The organism is Erythrobacter sp. NE805, assembly GCF_046452355.1.
Lineage (GTDB): Bacteria > Pseudomonadota > Alphaproteobacteria > Sphingomonadales > Sphingomonadaceae > Erythrobacter.
In genome coordinates, this window is sequence record NZ_JBKFDI010000001.1 from 1,522,692 (window position 1) to 1,538,954 (window position 16,263).

The window sequence follows — 16,263 nt, forward strand, 5'->3', positions numbered from 1 at the left end:
GGCGGAGACCGATGCGCCGATCCGCTCCCACCCTCGCCGCGCTGCTGCCCGGCCGGGACAACAACCTCAACCTCGTGCGGATGCTCGCGGCGGGCGCGGTGCTGGTCAGCCATGCCTTCCCGATCAGCGGGGGCAAGGACCCGCTGCTGGTGCTGACCGGTGCGACGGGTGGCGAATACGCGGTTGCGGTGTTCTTCGGCATCTCGGGGCTGCTGATCGCGCGCAGCTTCGACCGGCGCGAGACGATGCTGCATTTCGCCGCCGCGCGGGTGCTGCGGCTGTTCCCAGCGCTGGCCGTGGTGCTGGTGCTGACGGTCTGCGCGGGGGCGCTGCTCACGAGGCTGCCGCTCGCCGACTACCTCGCAGCGCGCGGGACGTGGACCTACATCCCGGCGAACCTCCTGCTGGCGAGCCCGCAATTCGCGCTGCCGGGGGTGTTCGAGACCAACCCCTACGGCCCGCAGATCAACGGCAGCCTGTGGACGCTGTTCTACGAGGTCGCCTGCTATGGCGGGGTGGTGCTGCTGGGCCTCATCGGCGTGCTGCGGCGGCGCTGGCTGGCGCTGGCGGCGGCAGCCCTCGTGGGCTGCGCCCACATCGGGATCGCCTGGGGCTCGGCGCCGGGCGGGCCGCTCGGTGAGGCGGTGTCGATGAGGATCGCCTTGCTCGCGCGGCTGGCCTTTCCCTTCATGCTCGGCACCGCGGCCTATGTGTGGCGCGAGCGGCTGGTGCTGTCGGGCTGGATTGCGCTGGCGCTGTGGATTCCGACAGCGCTGCTGCCCGCAGGCACCCTGCTCGCCGCGGGGATCGTGGTGGCGCTCGTCTACGGCGCGCTGTGGTTCGGCTTCGTGCCCAAGGGACGCCTGCTCGGCTACAACCGGATCGGCGACTATTCCTACGGCGTTTACATCTACGCCTTCCCGGTGCAGCAGGCCCTCGTCCACTTCGCGCCGGGGATGAGCCCGCTCGCCAACATCGTCCTTGCCCTGCCGGCGACGCTGGTGCTCGCGGTCCTGTCCTGGACCCTCGTCGAGCGGCGCGCGATCGCCGCGGCGCGCCCGCTCGCCGACCTGCTGACCCGCCGGCAGGGCTCGGACCAAGAAAGGAACCCGGCATGACCGACGCACCCGAGCACGCCGTCCCCGCGGTCAGCATCCTGATCGTCGCCTACAATTCGCGCGGCTTCATCGCCGACTGCATCGGCTCGGTCATCGAACACACCGCGCCCGGCAGCTACGAGATCCTGCTCGTCGATAACGGCAAGGACGACACCGCGGGCTTCGTCGCGGAGCGGTTCCCCGCGGTGCGGATCATCCCCGGACAGGGGAATATCGGCTTCGGGCGCGGCAACAACCTCATCGCCCAGCACGCGCGGGGCGAGTACCTGCTGCTGCTCAACCCCGACACCCGGCTGGTCGACCCCGCGATCGACCGGCTGCTGGCCTTTGCCCGGACGCGGGGCGGGGCGGCGTGGGGCGGGCTCACCACCTACCCGGACGGCACGCTCGACGGGGGCAACTTCCTCGCCATCCCGACCCTCTCGGGAATCGTGCAGAGCGCCTTCGGGCTGACCTCGGCGGTGAAGACGCGCTCGCGCATCGAGCAGCTGGCCGAGCCGGTCCGGGTCGACGTGCTGTGCGGCGGCTTCGCGATGATCGCCCGCAGCGCCTGGGACGCGCTCGGCGGCTTCGACCCCTCGTTTCTGCTCTATTCGGAGGAGATCGATCTCTTCGCCCGGCTCAAGCGGATCGGCGGGGAGGTGTGGCTCACCCCCGAGGTCCGGATCATCCACGATGTCGGCAGCGGCAACAGCCAGTCGGCGGCGCGGATGCGGTTCCTCTACACCGGCCTCATGCACTACGCGCGCCGCCACTGGCAGGGCCTCGCGATCCCGGTGATCGGAGTCGCCTACTGGATCGCGGCATTCCGGCGCTGGCTTGTGAGCGTGCTGCTCGGCCCCGTGTCGGGATTTCACCGGGCGCGCCGCCGCGCGCTTGCGCCGATCGTGCTAGAGCCGGGCGTGTGGTGGCGGGGCTACGAGGGTCGCGCTTCGCTTGACTGATGCCGGGGCCGGTTTTGCAGTGAAGCATTTTCGCATCTGCGCTGCCGAAGATTGCGCGCGGTCTTGACAAGGGTAAAGCGGACGTCTGGAGATGCTTTCGTGTCGCAGCGCAGCAAAAGGGGCAAAATTCGTGATTCGAGCAGACGTCACAACACGCATCGCCAGGCTCATGGAAGACGTGTTCGATCTCGACGAGCTGGCTTATGAGGAAACCCTGAGCGCGGCCGACATCGAGGAGTGGGACAGCCTTTCGAACATCCGCTTCGTGGTCGCGATTGAAAAGGAGTTTGGCGTGCGCTTCAGCAACAGCGAAGTCGCTGGGCTGGATAACGTCGGCCAAATGGTCGACCTGATTATCTCGAAAGCTGCTTGATCGCCGGCGGCTAGGGCCCGGCGGTGTTCGCCACGGCCTCGCCGCGCAACAGGAGAAGCGACAGTCATGTCATTCAATCTTGAATGGCTGCTACCCCCTCCGGCGAGCTGGAGAGCGGATGTGCGGGCGCTGCGTGCGGATGCCCGAAGCGATCCGGCGGCTCTGATCCGGCTCGCGCATCACGACCTCGATCTTAACCAGCTCGGCCAGCTCGCCAGCGCTGTCGCAACCCGCCGGTCGAGCCTCGCGGCCACCACGTTGCGTCCGTGTAGGCTGGCGATCTCGGCGACCCACACAGTTGATTTTCTCGCCCAGGCACTGCTAGGGACCGCGCTGCGGCACGGGCTGCTCCTCGACCTCTACCAGGCCGAGTTCGGCCAGAACGCACAGGCCGTGCTGGACCCGGGTTCCAATCTCAACGCCTTCGCGCCCGACTTCGTGTGGCTGGCCTTCGATCCTGCGGCCTTGGGTCTGGCCCAGCCGCGGCTCGACGAGGGTGGCGGCGAGCTGGCGGTCATGGCCGCCCTCGACTATGTCCTTTCGCTGCGCGACGCGGTCCATGCGGGCAGCGGCGCGGGGGTGATCCTGCAAAGCCTGCCGATGCCGGCGAGCGCGCTGTTCGGCAGCTTCGATGCCATCCAACCGGGCGCTGTGCGCTGGATGGTGCAGCAGTTCAACGCCCGCCTCGCCTCCGCCGAACGCAGGGCCGGCGACCTGTTCTTTGATCTCGCCGCGCTTGCCGAGCACGTGGGGCTGTCTCGCTGGCATGACGCGGGGCGCTGGCACGAGGCCAAGCTGCCCTTCGCGCTCGACGCGGTGCCGCTCGCCGCCGACCACCTTTGCCGCCTGCTCGCCGCGGCGCGGGGCCTGTCGAGGAAGTGCCTCGTGCTAGATCTCGACAACACCCTGTGGGGCGGCGTGATCGGGGACGACGGCGTCGAAGGGATCAAGCTCGGCCAGGGCTCGGCCGCGGGCGAGGCCTTCCTCGCCATCCAGAACCACGCCAAGCACCTGCGCGCGCGCGGCGTGATCCTTGCGGTGTGCTCCAAGAACGAGGACGCGAACGCGCGCCTGCCGTTCCGGAGCCACGAGGAGATGGTCCTCAAGGAAGACGACATCGCAATGTTCGTCGCCAACTGGACCGACAAGGCGAGCAACCTGAGGCACATCGCTCAGGGGCTCAACATCGGCACCGACGCGCTGGTGTTCCTCGACGACAACCCGGCCGAGCGCGAGCGGGTTCGCCAGGAGCTGCCCGAGGTCGCGGTGCCCGAGGTTGGCGACGATCCCTCTCGCTACGTGCCGCTGCTTGCCGCTGCCGGCTATTTCGAGGCGATCACCTTCGGGGATGAGGACCGCCAGCGTGCCGCCATGTACCAAAGCAACGCCGCGCGTGCCAGCGAGCTCAAGAAGATCGGCAACATGGACGAATATCTCCGCTCGCTGCAGATGGTCTGCGCCCTGCGCCCCTTCGATGCGGCCGGTCGCGTGCGGATCGCGCAGCTCGTCAACAAGTCCAACCAGTTTAACCTGACGACGCGCCGCTATTCGGAGGCCGACATCGCCGCCTTCGAGGCTGACCCGGGCAAGTTCACGCTGCAGGTGCGGCTCACCGATCGCTTCGGCGACAACGGGATGATCAGTGTGATCATCTTCAATAAAGGCCCGGCGCAGTGGCGCTGCGACACCTGGCTGATGAGCTGCCGCGTGCTAGAGCGCCGGGTCGAGGAGGCCGTTCTGGCCGTGGTCGCCGCGGCGGCACGGGCCGAAGGCGTGCACGAGCTCGTCGGCGAGTATCTTCCGACGCCCAAGAATGGCCTGGTGGAGAAGCATTTCGAAAAGCTCGGCTTCGCTCCTGCCGGCGAGATCGGGGGGGGCGGCACGCGCTGGACGCTGGAGCTTGCATCTTACGCCGCACCCGATCTGCCGATGGTTATCGAGAATGCGGCCCAACCGGCCGAAGTGGAGGCATGAGTGGCATGACGGCAAGCGCTTTCATTGACGAACTTCTGGCCAGTCGGCCAGACCTCGCGCGCCTCACCGCGATGGTGACCGCGGCCTGGCCCGAGCATGCCGATTACCTGCGCAAGAGCTTTGCCGTGCGCACTCCGGCGTTGCTCGACACAAGTGACGCGGTCGCTCGGGTCGTGCTACAGCTGACAGGCGATCACGCGCCCAAGGTGGCGGAGGATTATCGCTGGTTGTGCGACGTGATCCGTGAGGAGGAGTTCAACTTCGCGCGCACCGACGCCTACCGCTTCTCGACCTTCGCCGAGACCAACGCGCATGTCTATTCTGACGACGTGTTCATGGAGCGCTACATGCACGGGCTGCTCCTTAGCCATGTGCTTTGGTACATGCACATCTCCAGCCTCCAGTTCTTCCTCGGCCGTCTCGGCTCGCGCGTACAGCCAGGCGGGCGGCTTATGGAGGTGGGATCGGGTCACGGCCTCCTGATCTATCTTGCCCTCACCCGGCTGGGCATGAGCGAGGCGGTGGCATGGGACATCAGCGCGGTCTCGCTCGAGCAGACCCGCGCCGCGCTTGGCCAGCTCGGCATGGGCGAGCGCGCGCGCTACGCCATACAGGACATGCACAAGATCGAGGCGGGGACCGAACAGTTCGACCTCATCATCCTCTCGCACCTGCTCGAACATCTTGAGCAACCGGTCGATGCCCTTCAGAAGATACGGCACGCAGTCTCGAAGGGGGGCTTCCTGTTCGTCAACATCCCGCTCAACGCGCCAATGCCGGACCACCTCCAGCTGCTGCGGGATCCGTCTGAGGTGGTGGCGATGATTGAGGCCGGGGGCTTCCGTGTCCTCGAGATCGCCTCGCACACCACCCAAGGCGTGCCGCTGCCGCGCGCCCTGAAGCGCAAGACCGCGGTGACCTGCTCGGTCATTGCCGAGCCGACCTGACCGGATCGTGACAGGCGGACGGGGGCAAGCCAGTGCTGTTCAATTCAGTTTATTTCATATTCCTTTTCTTGCCCACCGTGGTGGCAGTCTACTACGGGCTAGCGCTGTCCCGGCTTGCGCCCATGCGGCGGCCCTTCCTGATAGCGGCGACGATCTTTTTCTACGCCTTCGCAGGACTGCAGTTCGTATTGTTGCTGCTCGCCTCGACCGTGCTGAACTTCGTCGCCGGCCTGATGGTCGGACGCCTCGCCGAGCACCAGAAGCGACGTGGCCTAGTTATGGCGGGGGCGGTGGTGCTGAACCTACTGGTGCTTGGCTACTTCAAGTATTTCGCATTTCTTGTAGAGACGGTTGGGGCGCTCACCGGCAACGGTTTCAGGGTCGAGGGTATCGTCCTGCCGCTCGGCATCTCCTTCTTCACCTTTCAGCAGATCGGCTACCTCGTCGATGTGAACCGCGGAAAGATCAAGCCGGCAAGCCTGCTCGACTATGCGACCTTCGTGCTGTTTTTCCCGCAGCTGCTCGCCGGACCGATCGTTTTTTACGACGAAGTTGAGGGCCAGCATCGCACGCCGCCGACGCGCGGCCGAGTGGGAGCGAACATACTCGTCGGCCTGGCGATCTTCGGCATCGGCCTGTTCAAGAAGACTGTAATCGCCGACACCTTGGCGCTCTATTCAATGCCGGTGTTTGGCGCGGCCGAAGACGGCGGGACACTCGGGCTAGTCGACACCTGGATCGCCGCCTTCGCCTACACCGCGCAGGTCTATTTCGATTTTTCCGGCTATTCCGACATGGCCATCGGCACAGCGCGGATGCTGGGCATCGTGCTGCCGCTCAACTTCCTCTCCCCGCTCCGTTCGCGCAGCGTCAGCGAAATCTGGCGGCGCTGGCACGTGACGCTCGGCCGCTGGGTGCAGCTCTACGTGTTCCAGCCGATCTCGATCCCGTTAGCCCGCGCCGCGGCGATGCGCGGGATGGGCACCTATGGCACGCTCGTCCTGTCGATGATCCTGCCGACGATGATCGCGATGCTGATCATCGGCGTCTGGCACGGGGCCGGCTGGACCTTCGTGGTATTCGGCCTGATGCAGGGTGCCTACATGTCGATCGGCGAGTTCTGGGCAACCTTCCGGCGCAAGGCACGCAAGGCACGCAGGAAAGCGGGAGTGGCCGAACCCGCATGGAGTGCGCCGCTCGCGCGCGCGGCGACGCTCTTTGCCTTTGTCGCGGCGATCCTCCCCTTCGGCGCGGCAAGCGGCGCGGCGATGCTGTCGCTGTTCGCAGCCGCATTTGGCGCTGGAGCCGGCGGACTGATCCATGTGCCCGCCGACTGGCCGCTTGGCCTCGGCGCGGCCCTCGCCAGCACCTTTGCCGCCTACGTCATCATCTATGTTTTGCCCAACTCGCAGGAGATCATGACCCGCTTCGATCCGGTGCTCAATTGGCGTGACGATTGGGCTAAGCGAGCGCCGAGTCCCGTCCAGTTCGCCTGGCGCATGACCGGGAGGTGGGCGCTGGCGACCGGCCTCACCCTGTTCCTCGCCGTCGCCTTCATCATGCGTGGCACCACCAAGTTCATCTACTTCAACTTTTGAGCGAAGGTCAGGAGGATGATGATGTCGGCAGCACAGAACCAAAAGGAGGAAGAGGGCGGCGAAGTGCACCGGCCGTGGCTGATGATCGCACTGGTGGTGCTCAGTATGCTCGGCCTTGGCGCGGCGACCCTGCTGCTTCCGCATGACACCTATGTCCGCTACCAGCAGCTTACTTCGACCCTGCAGTTCCGCACGGTGTGGAGCTACGAGCGGCTCGCCTTCGACCAGACGCCGATCGACATCGCGGTAATCGGCAACTCGCGCCTGCAGGCAGGTGTCTCGGGGCCGCTGCTGGCGCAGCGGCTCAGCGAGCGGCTCGGGCGCAAGGTGCACGTGGCCAACCTCAGCATTCCCCAGGAGGGCCGCAGCGCCCATTATGTCCTCGCCCGGGAGCTGTTCCGCCACCACCCGGAAGTGAAGCTGGTGCTGATCTCGGCGATCGAGGCCATGCCGCGCGAGAGCCATCCCGCCTTCCGCAACATCGCCGAGGCCCCGGACATCCTCGACGCACCGATGCTGATCAACCTCGCGTGGCTGGATGATCTCGCCTACATTCCCTACCGGCAGATGTCGCTGTTCGTGCAAAGCCGCCTGCCGCAGGTCTTCGGCGTCGGCACCTTTCACCGCAAGGACTACGCGGGCACGAACTTCGATTCCACCAAGAGCTTCATCTCCCCGACCGCCGGGCTGGTCGACCGGGACACGACTCATACGGCCGGTGAGCTGCGACCGAAGGCGCAGGCGCGGGTGCGCGGGATAACGCCGCCGGTCCTCCCTGTCGCACTCGCAAACCAGGAGTTCGCTGTCGAGCGGCAGTACACCAAGGCGATCGCCGAGCTTGCCGAAGCCAACGGCACGGCGCTGGGCTTCGTCTACCTGCCAATCTTCGAGAACCCCGAACGGCTGCGGCAGGAGAGCTACTACCTCGCCGCCGGCCCCGTGCTGAGCGCGACCTGCATCGCGGGCCACGCGGAGTTCTTCTCCGATTACGGCCACCTCAACCGGACGGGCGCCGTGGCGGTCACCCGGATGCTGGGCGACACGCTGGTGCAGCTCGGATGGGGGCGGACCGACAAGAACGCATTTCTCGCTCACGCGGAGACAAGCCTATGCACGCAGAAACGCAGTCCACCGAGCGCCTCGTGAGCCATACCTACCCCCCGGTGGTTCATTCGCTGACGAGCCTGCGGTTCCTCGCAGCGGCGTGGGTGATCCTTTTCCACTTCAAGGAGTTCTTCCGCGGCACCGGGCTCGAGACGGCGCCGATCGCGATGTCCGGTTTCCTGGGGGTGGACTTTTTTTTCGTGCTGTCGGGCTTCGTGCTCGCGCATGTCTACCTGCCCAAACTGCGGGCGGGACGCTTCGATTACTGGGACTTCCTCGTGCGCCGGGTGGGCCGGGTCTATCCGCTGCATGTCTTGACCCTTGCCGCGACACTGGCCCTGTCAGCCGTGGCGGCCCGCGCCGGGGTGACCTACAGCATCTGGGATCTGGGCCAGTGGATGACGCTCCCCAAGGGCGAAATCTCGCGCGGCCTTTTCGCGCACGTGACGATGATCCACGCCTGGGGCTCGACCAATGGCCTGATCTTCAATCTTCCCTCATGGTCGATCAGCGCGGAGTGGTTCGCCTACCTGCTGCTGCCGGTGTTCGTGCTCGCGATGCGCCCGCTGCTGGGTCGCCCCCTCACACTGCTCGCAGCAAGCGTCGCGCTGCTGATCGCGATGGATGTCGCCCGGCGGGTCGGCACGGGGACCGACCTGCTGCGCTCGACCTGGAATCTAGGCACCTTGCGCATCCTGCCGAGCTTCGTGCTTGGAATTGCGCTCTGGCGGTTCGGCGAAGGCATCACGCTCGGCAGGCGCCTCGCGCTCACCGGCTTCTTCGCCGCTCTCGTCGCTCTGGTGGCAGCGGTGCAGTTCGGCGCGCCACTGGTGGTGATCGTGCTGCTGCTCGCGGCCATCGTATTTCTCTGCGCCGATGCCGAGCGGCATGGTGGATTGAAGGCGCTGCAGCACCCGTTCCCGGTCCTCCTCGGAGAGGTCTCCTACTCGGTCTACTTGTGGCACTTCCCGCTTGGGGTGCTGACGTTCGATGCCCTCCTCGCCCAGCGGGGCGAGGTCGGAGCGCTCGGGGGCCTCGGGCTCATCGCGGTGGTCCTGGCAGGAATCACCTTCGTGTCTTGGGTGAGCTACCTCCTCGTTGAAGTGCCTTCGCGCAAGACGCTGATCGCCGCGGGAAAACGCCTCGCCTTGGCAGAATCCTTTCGTTGACCGACCAGCCGGCCCAGGAGCGCTCAATGTCGATCTTCTCCCACTACCGCCTGCACCATGTCGGCGTGGTCTTCTCCTCGATGGAGGACGCCGAGCGGCACATGGAAAGCTTCGGCCTTGTTGAGGACTATCGCGGCTTCGTGGAGCCGTGGCACAGCTGGTGCATCTTCACTAAGCCCGCCAGCGGCGCCGCGATCGAGCTGGTTTTGGCGACACAAGGCCCTCTGACGAAGTTCAACAAGGGGTTGGGCGGCGTCCACCACTTCGCCTACGCAGTCGACGACATCGCCGCGGCCGAGGCGTGGTGCCGGGCCAATGACCTGCCGCTGCTCGAGCCGGCAGCGATCAGGGGCGCGGGCAGCTTCCTGTGCAACTTCATCCACCCGGTCGCCACGCGGGGAATCCAGATCGAGCTTGTCCAGGAGCTCTGAACGCCCCGCTCAGGTCTTGATCAGCGGGCGCCACCAGGCTTCGTTGTCGAGATACCAGCGGAGCGTCTGTCCGAGTCCCTCCTCGAAACCGTGCAGCGGAGCATAGCCGAGCTCGCTGCGCGCCTTGGTCTCGTTGATCGCGTAGCGGCGGTCGTGCCCGGCGCGATCGGTGACGAACGTCTTGAGGCTGTTCGTGGCGAGGCCCTTCGCCGCAGGCGCATCGGGGAAGCGTTGGGCGAGGCCCTCCACTTCGGCGAAGGCGCGGTCGACCTCGGCGCAGATGGTGTCGATCACGGTCATGTTGGGCAGTTCTGCCCCGCCGCCGATGTTGTAAGTCTCGCCCGGTAACCCGCGCAGCAGGCACGCCTCGATGCCCCGGCAATGGTCCTCGACGTGCAGCCAGTCGCGCACGTTCATCCCGTCGCCGTAGATCGGCAAGGCCCGGCCGTGGAGCGCGTTCAGCAGGAACAGCGGGATGAGCTTTTCGGGGTACTGGTAGGGTCCGTAGTTGTTCGAGCAGTTGCTGGTCGTGACCGAAAGCCCGAAGGTGTGGTGATAGGCGCGCACCAAGTGGTCGGACGCCGCCTTGGAAGCCGAATAGGGCGAGTTGGGCGAGTAGGGCGTCGTCTCGCTGAAGGCGGGGTCCTCCGGCCCCAGCGAGCCGAACACCTCGTCGGTCGAGATGTGGTGGAAGCGGTGTTCCGTGCCGCTCCCCCCGAGCCACACCGCGCGCGCGGCCTTTAGGAGGCTGTTGGTGCCGAGGATGTTGGTGTCGATGAAGGCGTCGGGCCCGCTGATCGAGCGGTCGACATGGCTCTCGGCGGCGAAGTGGACGAGCGTCGTGATGCCGCGCTCGCGCAGCAGCCGCTCGACGAGGGCGGTGTCGCGGATGTCGCCCTCGATCAGCTCGGCATTGGGCGCACCGGCGATGGTCGAGCGGTTGCCGGCATAGGTCAGCGCGTCGAGCACGATCACCCGGTCCTCGGGGTGCTTGGCGTTCCAGTAATGCACGAAGTTGCCGCCGATGAAGCCGGCCCCGCCGGTAACGAGCACGTCAGCCAAGTTTCGCTTCCTCTTCGAGCATCAGGCGCAGGTTCTCGCGCCAGGGAACGGCGCGGTCGCCGAGCAGCGCGCGGGTCTTGCTGCAATCGAGCAGCGAGAAGGCCGGGCGCCGCGCCGGGGTGGGGTAGTCCGCGGTGGTGAGGGGCCTCACGACAGGCGTGCGCGTCACAAGCCCGAGCGCCTGCGCCTCCTCGGCAATGGCGACCGCGAAGTCGTACCAGCTGATCGCCCCGTCGTCGGAATGATGGAAGGTGCCGGTCGCCTGCTTCTCGGCAAGGCCCCAGATCGTCCGCGCGAGCCCCGTCGCCCAGGTCGGCGAGCCCACCTGGTCGGCGACCACGCCCACCTCCCCGCGCTCGTTCATCAGGCGGATCATGGTGCGCACGAAGTTCGGCAGGCCCGCGGCATAGACCCAGGCGGTGCGGACCAGCAGGTCTTGCGCGCGCAGCTTGTCCTCGCCTTCCGCCTTGGTGCGGCCATAGGCGGACTGGGGCTTGCGCGGGTCCTCGGGCCGGTAGGCGACCGGGCTCGTGCCGTCGAAGACGTAGTCGGTCGAGACGTGGACCACCTTGCCGCCGGTCGACGCCATCGCCGCGACCATCACCCCCACCGCCTCGGCGTTGATCGCGCGGGCGAGCGCCTCGTCGCTCTCGGCCCGGTCGACCGCGGTGTAGGCGGCGGCGTTGATGATGAGGTCGGGCGCCTCGACCACCAGCCGCGCGGTCAGCATCGCGCTGTCGGTGAGGTCGACATCCTCGACGTCGATCGCATTGATGTCGGCCCACGCCGGCGCGGTGCGCTGGAGCGCGCTGCCGAGCTGGCCGTTCGCGCCGGTGATGAGCACTCTCATGCGAAAACCTTCACCTCTGCGAGCGAGAGCCCGCGCGCGTCCTTCTCGGAGACCAGCGGCGCCATGCCGATGTCGGGCCAGTCGATCCCCACCGCCGGATCATCCCAGGCGAGCGTGTGCTCGGATTGGGGCGCATAGGGCGCGGTACACTTGTAGAGGAAGTCGGTGTCGTCCTCGAGGGTGAGGAAACCGTGGGCGAAGCCCTCGGGCACCCAAAACATGCGCCTGTTCTCGGCGCTGAGCTCCACCCCCGTCCACTGGCCGAAGGTCGGCGAGGATTGGCGCAGGTCCACCGCGACGTCGAACACCGCGCCCCTGGTCACCCGCACCAGCTTGCCCTGCGGCCCCGGGTTCTGGAAATGCAGGCCCCGCAGCACGCCTTTCTGCGAGCGCGAGTGGTTGTCCTGCACGAAGCTGAGGTCGAGGCCGGCGGCGGCGAAGACGGCCGCGTTCCAGGTCTCCATGAAGAACCCCCGGGCATCGCCGAAAACGCGCGGCTCGATGATCAGCACGCCGGGGAGCGCGGTCTCGACGATGTTCATGCGATGACCGGCTGTTCCAGGAGATTGAGGAGATATTCGCCGTAGCCCGACTTGCGCAGCGGCTCGGCGATTTCGCGCAGGCGCTCGGCGGTGATGAAACCCTGCCGCCAGGCGATCTCCTCGGGGCAGGCGATCTTGAGCCCCTGCCGCTCCTCGGTGATGCGCACATAGGTCGCCGCATCGAGCAGCGAGGCGTGGGTGCCGGTGTCGAGCCAGGCGAAGCCGCGGCCCATGATCTCGACGGACATCGTGCCCTCGTCGAGGTAGAGGCGATTGAGGTCGGTGATCTCGAGCTCGCCGCGGGCGGAGGGCTTCAAGTCGCGGGCGCGGTCGACCACGGTCTCGTCGTAGAAATAGAGGCCGGTGACCGCGTAGTTCGACTTGGGGACCTTGGGCTTCTCCTCGATCGAGACGGCCTTGCCGCCCGCGTCGAATTCGACGACGCCGAAGGCCTGCGGGTCGCTCACCCGGTAGGCGAAGACGGTCGCGCCGCTGGTCCGGGCATTGGCGCTCTGGAGCAGGTCGGGCAGGCCGTGGCCGTAGAAGATGTTGTCGCCGAGGATCAGCGCGCTGGGGCCGCCGCGCACGAAGTCGGCGCCGATGTGGAAGGCCTGGGCGAGGCCCTCGGGCTTGGGCTGGACGGCGTAGGTGAGCGACACGCCGAAGTCCGAACCGTCGCCGAGCACGCGCTGGAACTGTGCGGCGTCCTCGGGGGTGGTGATGATAAGGATCTCGCGGATGCCCGCCAGCATCAGGGTGCTGAGCGGGTAGTAGATCATCGGCTTGTCGAAGATCGGCATGAGCTGCTTCGAGACGCCGCGGGTGAGCGGGTAGAGCCGGGTGCCCGAGCCGCCCGCGAGGATGATCCCGCGCCTGTTGGTCTCGCCTGCCATTGTCCGTGCCGCCCCCAGTGGATGAATACCCGCGCGCTGCATTGCAGCACGGCTGGGGCCGGTCAACGGGAAACTTGCCGGGGCGCGGTGACCGCGGCGGGCGCGATTCGCGGTTTTGCGGCCGGCCGCGCGGCAGGGTGCCGCAGGGTCGGTCCAAAGGGCGCTCCAGACCCCCTCCCGCGCGCCGCAGACCCCCTCCAGACCCCCGCCAGCCTGCCTGTGCGCGGCCTTGTGCGAATGTTTCACCTGAAACATCAATGCCTCGACTGGTCCGACGAAATGTGGCCGGGCGTCGATCAGGCGTTTACCATTCGACAATATGAGGTTGCCATGCTTGCTGCATTGCACTAGGTAGAAGCCGAGATTTCGAACACGGGGATTGAAACGATGAAGACCGTATCGCGCATCATGCTCGCCGCCGCCGCCTCGAGCCTTGCCGTTCTGCCGGTCGCCGCCGAAGCCGGCACCCGCGCCGGCAAGTCGTCGGTCTCGGTCAGCGCCCCCGGCCAGGGCCGCGCCGCCAAGGGCCAGAAGCAGGCTGAATCGAGCGCCCTGCCGATCATCCTCGGCATCACCGCTGGCGGTCTGGTGATCTACGGCGTCTCCCGTTCGGGCTCGTCGAACGACAACGGCCAGTCGCCGGGCACCTGATCCTGCCTTCCCCGATTGCCTGATGGCACGCTATTCAGACAGCGCCCGGACCTCGGCCCGGGCGTTTTCTTTTGTGCTCCCCCCGCGCGCTTTCGAGAGGCCCTCTCTTGCCCCGACATACGGCTGACCGGGCCGGCGTTCTCGCCCTCTGCATCCTCCTCCTCGTGGCCTTCGCCTGCGGCGGGGGCGGCAGCCGCTACGGGCTCGCCAACCTCGTGGTGCAGCTCGCCGCGATCGCGGTGCTGGCGCTGCGCTACGGCGCGGCGAAGCAGTTCCTGCGCGATTCGCCGTGGATGCTGCGCGGGCTGATCGGCCTCACGCTGCTGCTGCCGCTGGCGCAGGTCGTCCCCCTTCCCGAGCACCTGTGGAGCGCGCTCCCCGGGCACGACCTCGTCACCCGCGCCTATGACGCCGCGGGCGAGGCCGGGTGGATGACCTGGAGCGTCAACCCCTGGCGCACCGCGCTCGCCCTCACCGCGACGGTGACGCCGCTCGCGGTGCTGGTCGGCGGGTGGACCATGCCGCGCCACCACCTGCTGCTGGTCGGCTGGATGGCGGTCGCGCTCGGGATCGTGACGGTGCTGATGGGGTTGGTCCAACTCAACCCGGCGGGCGACAACTTCGCGCTCTTCGAGGTCCGCGAGCCGGGCGAATACCTGCTCGGCACCTTCGCCAACCGCAATTCGACCGGGCTGTTCCTCGGTTTCTGCGTGGGCCTGGCCTGCCTCCTGCCCGCGCCGCGGCCCCATCCCGCGGTGCCGTGGCTGCGCCTCGCGCTCGGGCTGCTGCTGGTGGCGGGGGTGGTTCTCACCAAGTCGCGCACCGGGCTCGCCCTCGCCGCGATCCCGCTCGGGCTTGCCGCCCTGCGAGGGATCGGCTGGCTGCGCGAGCAGCGCACTGCGGCGCGCAGCGACCGGCAGGGCGGCGGGGGCGCGGTGCTCGGCACCCTCGGCGCGCTGGTGCTCGGGGTGGCGGTGATCGGCGGGCTGTTCGTGCTCGCGCCGGGCCGCGTCGGCGAGACGCTCGAGCGGTTCCAGGCCAAGGACGATCCGCGCCGCTTCATCTGGGAGGACGCGCTCTTCGCCGGGGAGCGCTACTGGCCCGCGGGCGCCGGGATCGGCACCTTCGACGAGGTGTTCCAGATCGACGAATCGCTGGAAAATGTGACACTTCGTACCGCCGGACGGGCGCATAACGACTATCTCGAGCTGGTCATGGAAGCAGGGCTGCCCGGACTGGTGCTCGCCGCCCTGTGGCTCGCCGGGTGTCTCGCGCTGGCGTGGCGCGCGCGGCGCTCGCAGCTCGCCTGGCCGGGCTGGGCGGGCGGGGGCTTCCTGCTCGCGATCGCGCTCCAGTCGATCACCGACTACCCGCTGCGCAACCAGACGATCCTTGCCTTCGCGGGCCTGGCGCTGCTGCTGCTCGCGCGGGCCGGTGCGAATCGCCGGGGAGAGGGGCAATGATCGGCCGCATCCTCTGGACCGCCACGCTGATCGGCGTCGGCGCGCTCACCGCCGGGCTGCAGCTCGACCGCCAGGCCGAGCGCGACCCCTCGGTCGCGCCGCTCGTCCCGGCCCCGCTGCGCGCCTACGCCCAGCTGCCGATCACCGCCGCGGCGCTCCAGGGCACGGACGCTGCCGCGGCGCTCGCCGAGGCCGAGACGCTGGTGCGCCGCCGCCCGCTCCCCGCCGAGCACCTCACGCTGCTCGCCGCCGCGCAAGCGAAGGCGGGCGAGGCGGAGGCGGCGACCTTCTCGATCGCGGTCGCGGGCGAGCGCGGCTGGCGCGATCCGGTCGCGCAGGAGGCCGTTCTGCGCATCGCGCTCGCCGGGGGTGACCAGGCCGAGGCGGCGCGGCGCTATGCCGCGCTGTTCCGCGCTCCGGCGACACCGGATGCGCTGCTGGCGAGCCTCGCCCCCGAGGTGCTCGGCGAGCCAGGCGGGACCGGGCAGCAGACCTTCGCCGAGGTGCTCGCCGCCGCGCCGCGCTGGCACGCGCAATTCCTCGAGCGCGGGCCGCAAGTCCTGCCGCCCGCGGTCTTTGCGGGAGTCGCAACCCTAGCCGTCCAACTCGGTGCACGGTTCCCCTGCGAGCAGCTCGGCACCGCAGGCACTGTCCTGCGGGCTCGAGACGCAGCGGCGGCAGACCGGCTCGACGCCCTTGCCGCGCGCTGCGGCTAGAAGAATCAACCTCGCCAGTTCTGCCGAGGTTTGAAGCCCTGCCAGAGTCTTCCTTCGCGAGCACCTCTCAAGCCTCGCCGATCCGTGATTTTGTTGGCGTTTTCGCGACTTTTTCGCTCGCTTGGCTGCGGGCTCAACAGCCGTACCTCCGATGTAAACGATCGAAGGGTGTCCTCATGTATTCGCCGAACCAGCCAAGCAGCGCATATTGAGTGTTCTCGATAGGGAACTAGAAGCGGCGGCGTCTCGGCCAGCATCTGCAGCTGGTAGTCGAAATTGCTCTCGACCACTTTCTCTTTCGAACGGTGATCTGCTCACCATGCACCGAGCAAAGCGCCATGATGATCGAGCGCTCCCCGGTTGCGCGAATCGAGATCGGGCCTAGAAGATCTGCAGTCGATCACACATTCGATGCGGTGAATGTGGAG

At 67.5% G+C, this 16,263-nt stretch carries 16 protein-coding genes; 12 read left to right on the plus strand and 4 right to left on the minus strand.

Annotation, left to right across the window (positions count from 1 at the left end):
* The first annotated feature begins 11 nt into the window (after positions 1 to 11).
* The 9 genes from ACLBKU_RS07260 (at position 12) to ACLBKU_RS07300 (ending at position 9,658) form a co-directional block, all read left to right on the plus strand.
* Complete coding sequence (locus tag ACLBKU_RS07260; RefSeq protein WP_410178855.1) at positions 12 to 1,118, plus strand: acyltransferase family protein; 1,107 nt, start codon at positions 12 to 14, stop codon at positions 1,116 to 1,118.
* The gene (locus tag ACLBKU_RS07265; RefSeq protein WP_410178856.1) at positions 1,115 to 2,062 is read left to right on the plus strand and encodes a glycosyltransferase family 2 protein; all 948 of its coding nucleotides are present in this window, start codon (positions 1,115 to 1,117) and stop codon (positions 2,060 to 2,062) included. The genes ACLBKU_RS07260 and ACLBKU_RS07265 overlap by 4 nt, the downstream gene beginning before the upstream one ends.
* A gap of 130 nt (positions 2,063 to 2,192) precedes the next feature.
* A complete protein-coding gene (locus tag ACLBKU_RS07270) occupies positions 2,193 to 2,435 on the plus strand; it encodes an acyl carrier protein (RefSeq protein WP_410178857.1) in 243 nt (80 codons plus the stop codon).
* 66 nt (positions 2,436 to 2,501) lie between these two features.
* Positions 2,502 to 4,409: an HAD-IIIC family phosphatase gene (locus tag ACLBKU_RS07275; protein ID WP_410178858.1), complete on the plus strand. Its 1,908-nt coding sequence runs from the start codon at positions 2,502 to 2,504 to the stop codon at positions 4,407 to 4,409.
* 5 nt (positions 4,410 to 4,414) lie between these two features.
* Positions 4,415 to 5,356 carry a class I SAM-dependent methyltransferase gene (locus tag ACLBKU_RS07280; RefSeq protein WP_410178859.1) on the plus strand — a complete coding sequence of 314 codons (942 nt, stop codon included), beginning with the start codon at positions 4,415 to 4,417 and terminating at the stop codon, positions 5,354 to 5,356.
* An 80-nt stretch (positions 5,357 to 5,436) separates the two neighbouring features.
* Positions 5,437 to 6,954 (plus strand): MBOAT family O-acyltransferase, encoded by a 1,518-nt coding sequence (locus ACLBKU_RS07285; protein WP_410178860.1) that lies wholly within the window; start codon positions 5,437 to 5,439, stop codon positions 6,952 to 6,954.
* A gap of 15 nt (positions 6,955 to 6,969) precedes the next feature.
* Positions 6,970 to 8,100 carry a hypothetical protein gene (locus ACLBKU_RS07290; protein ID WP_410178861.1) on the plus strand — a complete coding sequence of 377 codons (1,131 nt, stop codon included), beginning with the start codon at positions 6,970 to 6,972 and terminating at the stop codon, positions 8,098 to 8,100.
* A complete protein-coding gene (locus ACLBKU_RS07295) occupies positions 8,064 to 9,227 on the plus strand; it encodes an acyltransferase family protein (protein ID WP_410178862.1) in 1,164 nt (387 codons plus the stop codon). Before ACLBKU_RS07290 ends, ACLBKU_RS07295 begins: the two co-directional genes overlap by 37 nt.
* A 26-nt stretch (positions 9,228 to 9,253) precedes the next feature.
* Positions 9,254 to 9,658 carry a VOC family protein gene (locus tag ACLBKU_RS07300; protein WP_410178863.1) on the plus strand — a complete coding sequence of 135 codons (405 nt, stop codon included), beginning with the start codon at positions 9,254 to 9,256 and terminating at the stop codon, positions 9,656 to 9,658.
* A 9-nt stretch (positions 9,659 to 9,667) separates the two neighbouring features.
* On the opposite strand, the gene rfbB is transcribed toward ACLBKU_RS07300, so the two are convergent.
* The 4 genes from rfbB to rfbA are packed head-to-tail and all read right to left on the minus strand — an operon-like array spanning position 9,668 to position 13,005.
* Complete coding sequence (gene rfbB / locus ACLBKU_RS07305) at positions 9,668 to 10,720, minus strand: dTDP-glucose 4,6-dehydratase (RefSeq protein WP_410178864.1); 1,053 nt, start codon at positions 10,718 to 10,720, stop codon at positions 9,668 to 9,670.
* Entirely contained in the window at positions 10,713 to 11,570 is an 858-nt protein-coding gene (gene rfbD / locus ACLBKU_RS07310) for a dTDP-4-dehydrorhamnose reductase (protein WP_410178865.1), read from the minus strand. Before rfbD ends, rfbB begins: the two co-directional genes overlap by 8 nt.
* Positions 11,567 to 12,112, minus strand: coding sequence for a dTDP-4-dehydrorhamnose 3,5-epimerase (gene rfbC, locus ACLBKU_RS07315; protein WP_410178866.1), 546 nt, complete (start codon positions 12,110 to 12,112; stop codon positions 11,567 to 11,569). The genes rfbD and rfbC overlap by 4 nt, the downstream gene beginning before the upstream one ends.
* Entirely contained in the window at positions 12,109 to 13,005 is an 897-nt protein-coding gene (gene rfbA / locus ACLBKU_RS07320; RefSeq protein WP_410178867.1) for a glucose-1-phosphate thymidylyltransferase RfbA, read from the minus strand. Before rfbA ends, rfbC begins: the two co-directional genes overlap by 4 nt.
* 387 nt (positions 13,006 to 13,392) lie before the next feature.
* Between rfbA and ACLBKU_RS07325 the strand changes: the two genes are divergently transcribed.
* The 3 genes from ACLBKU_RS07325 to ACLBKU_RS07335 all read left to right on the plus strand — a co-directional run bounded on the left by ACLBKU_RS07325 (position 13,393) and on the right by ACLBKU_RS07335 (position 15,835).
* Complete coding sequence (locus ACLBKU_RS07325; protein WP_410178868.1) at positions 13,393 to 13,656, plus strand: hypothetical protein; 264 nt, start codon at positions 13,393 to 13,395, stop codon at positions 13,654 to 13,656.
* A gap of 107 nt (positions 13,657 to 13,763) precedes the next feature.
* Complete coding sequence (locus tag ACLBKU_RS07330; protein ID WP_410178869.1) at positions 13,764 to 15,119, plus strand: O-antigen ligase family protein; 1,356 nt, start codon at positions 13,764 to 13,766, stop codon at positions 15,117 to 15,119.
* Positions 15,116 to 15,835 carry a hypothetical protein gene (locus ACLBKU_RS07335; RefSeq protein ID WP_410178870.1) on the plus strand — a complete coding sequence of 240 codons (720 nt, stop codon included), beginning with the start codon at positions 15,116 to 15,118 and terminating at the stop codon, positions 15,833 to 15,835. Before ACLBKU_RS07330 ends, ACLBKU_RS07335 begins: the two co-directional genes overlap by 4 nt.
* Positions 15,836 to 16,263 lie beyond the last annotated feature (428 nt).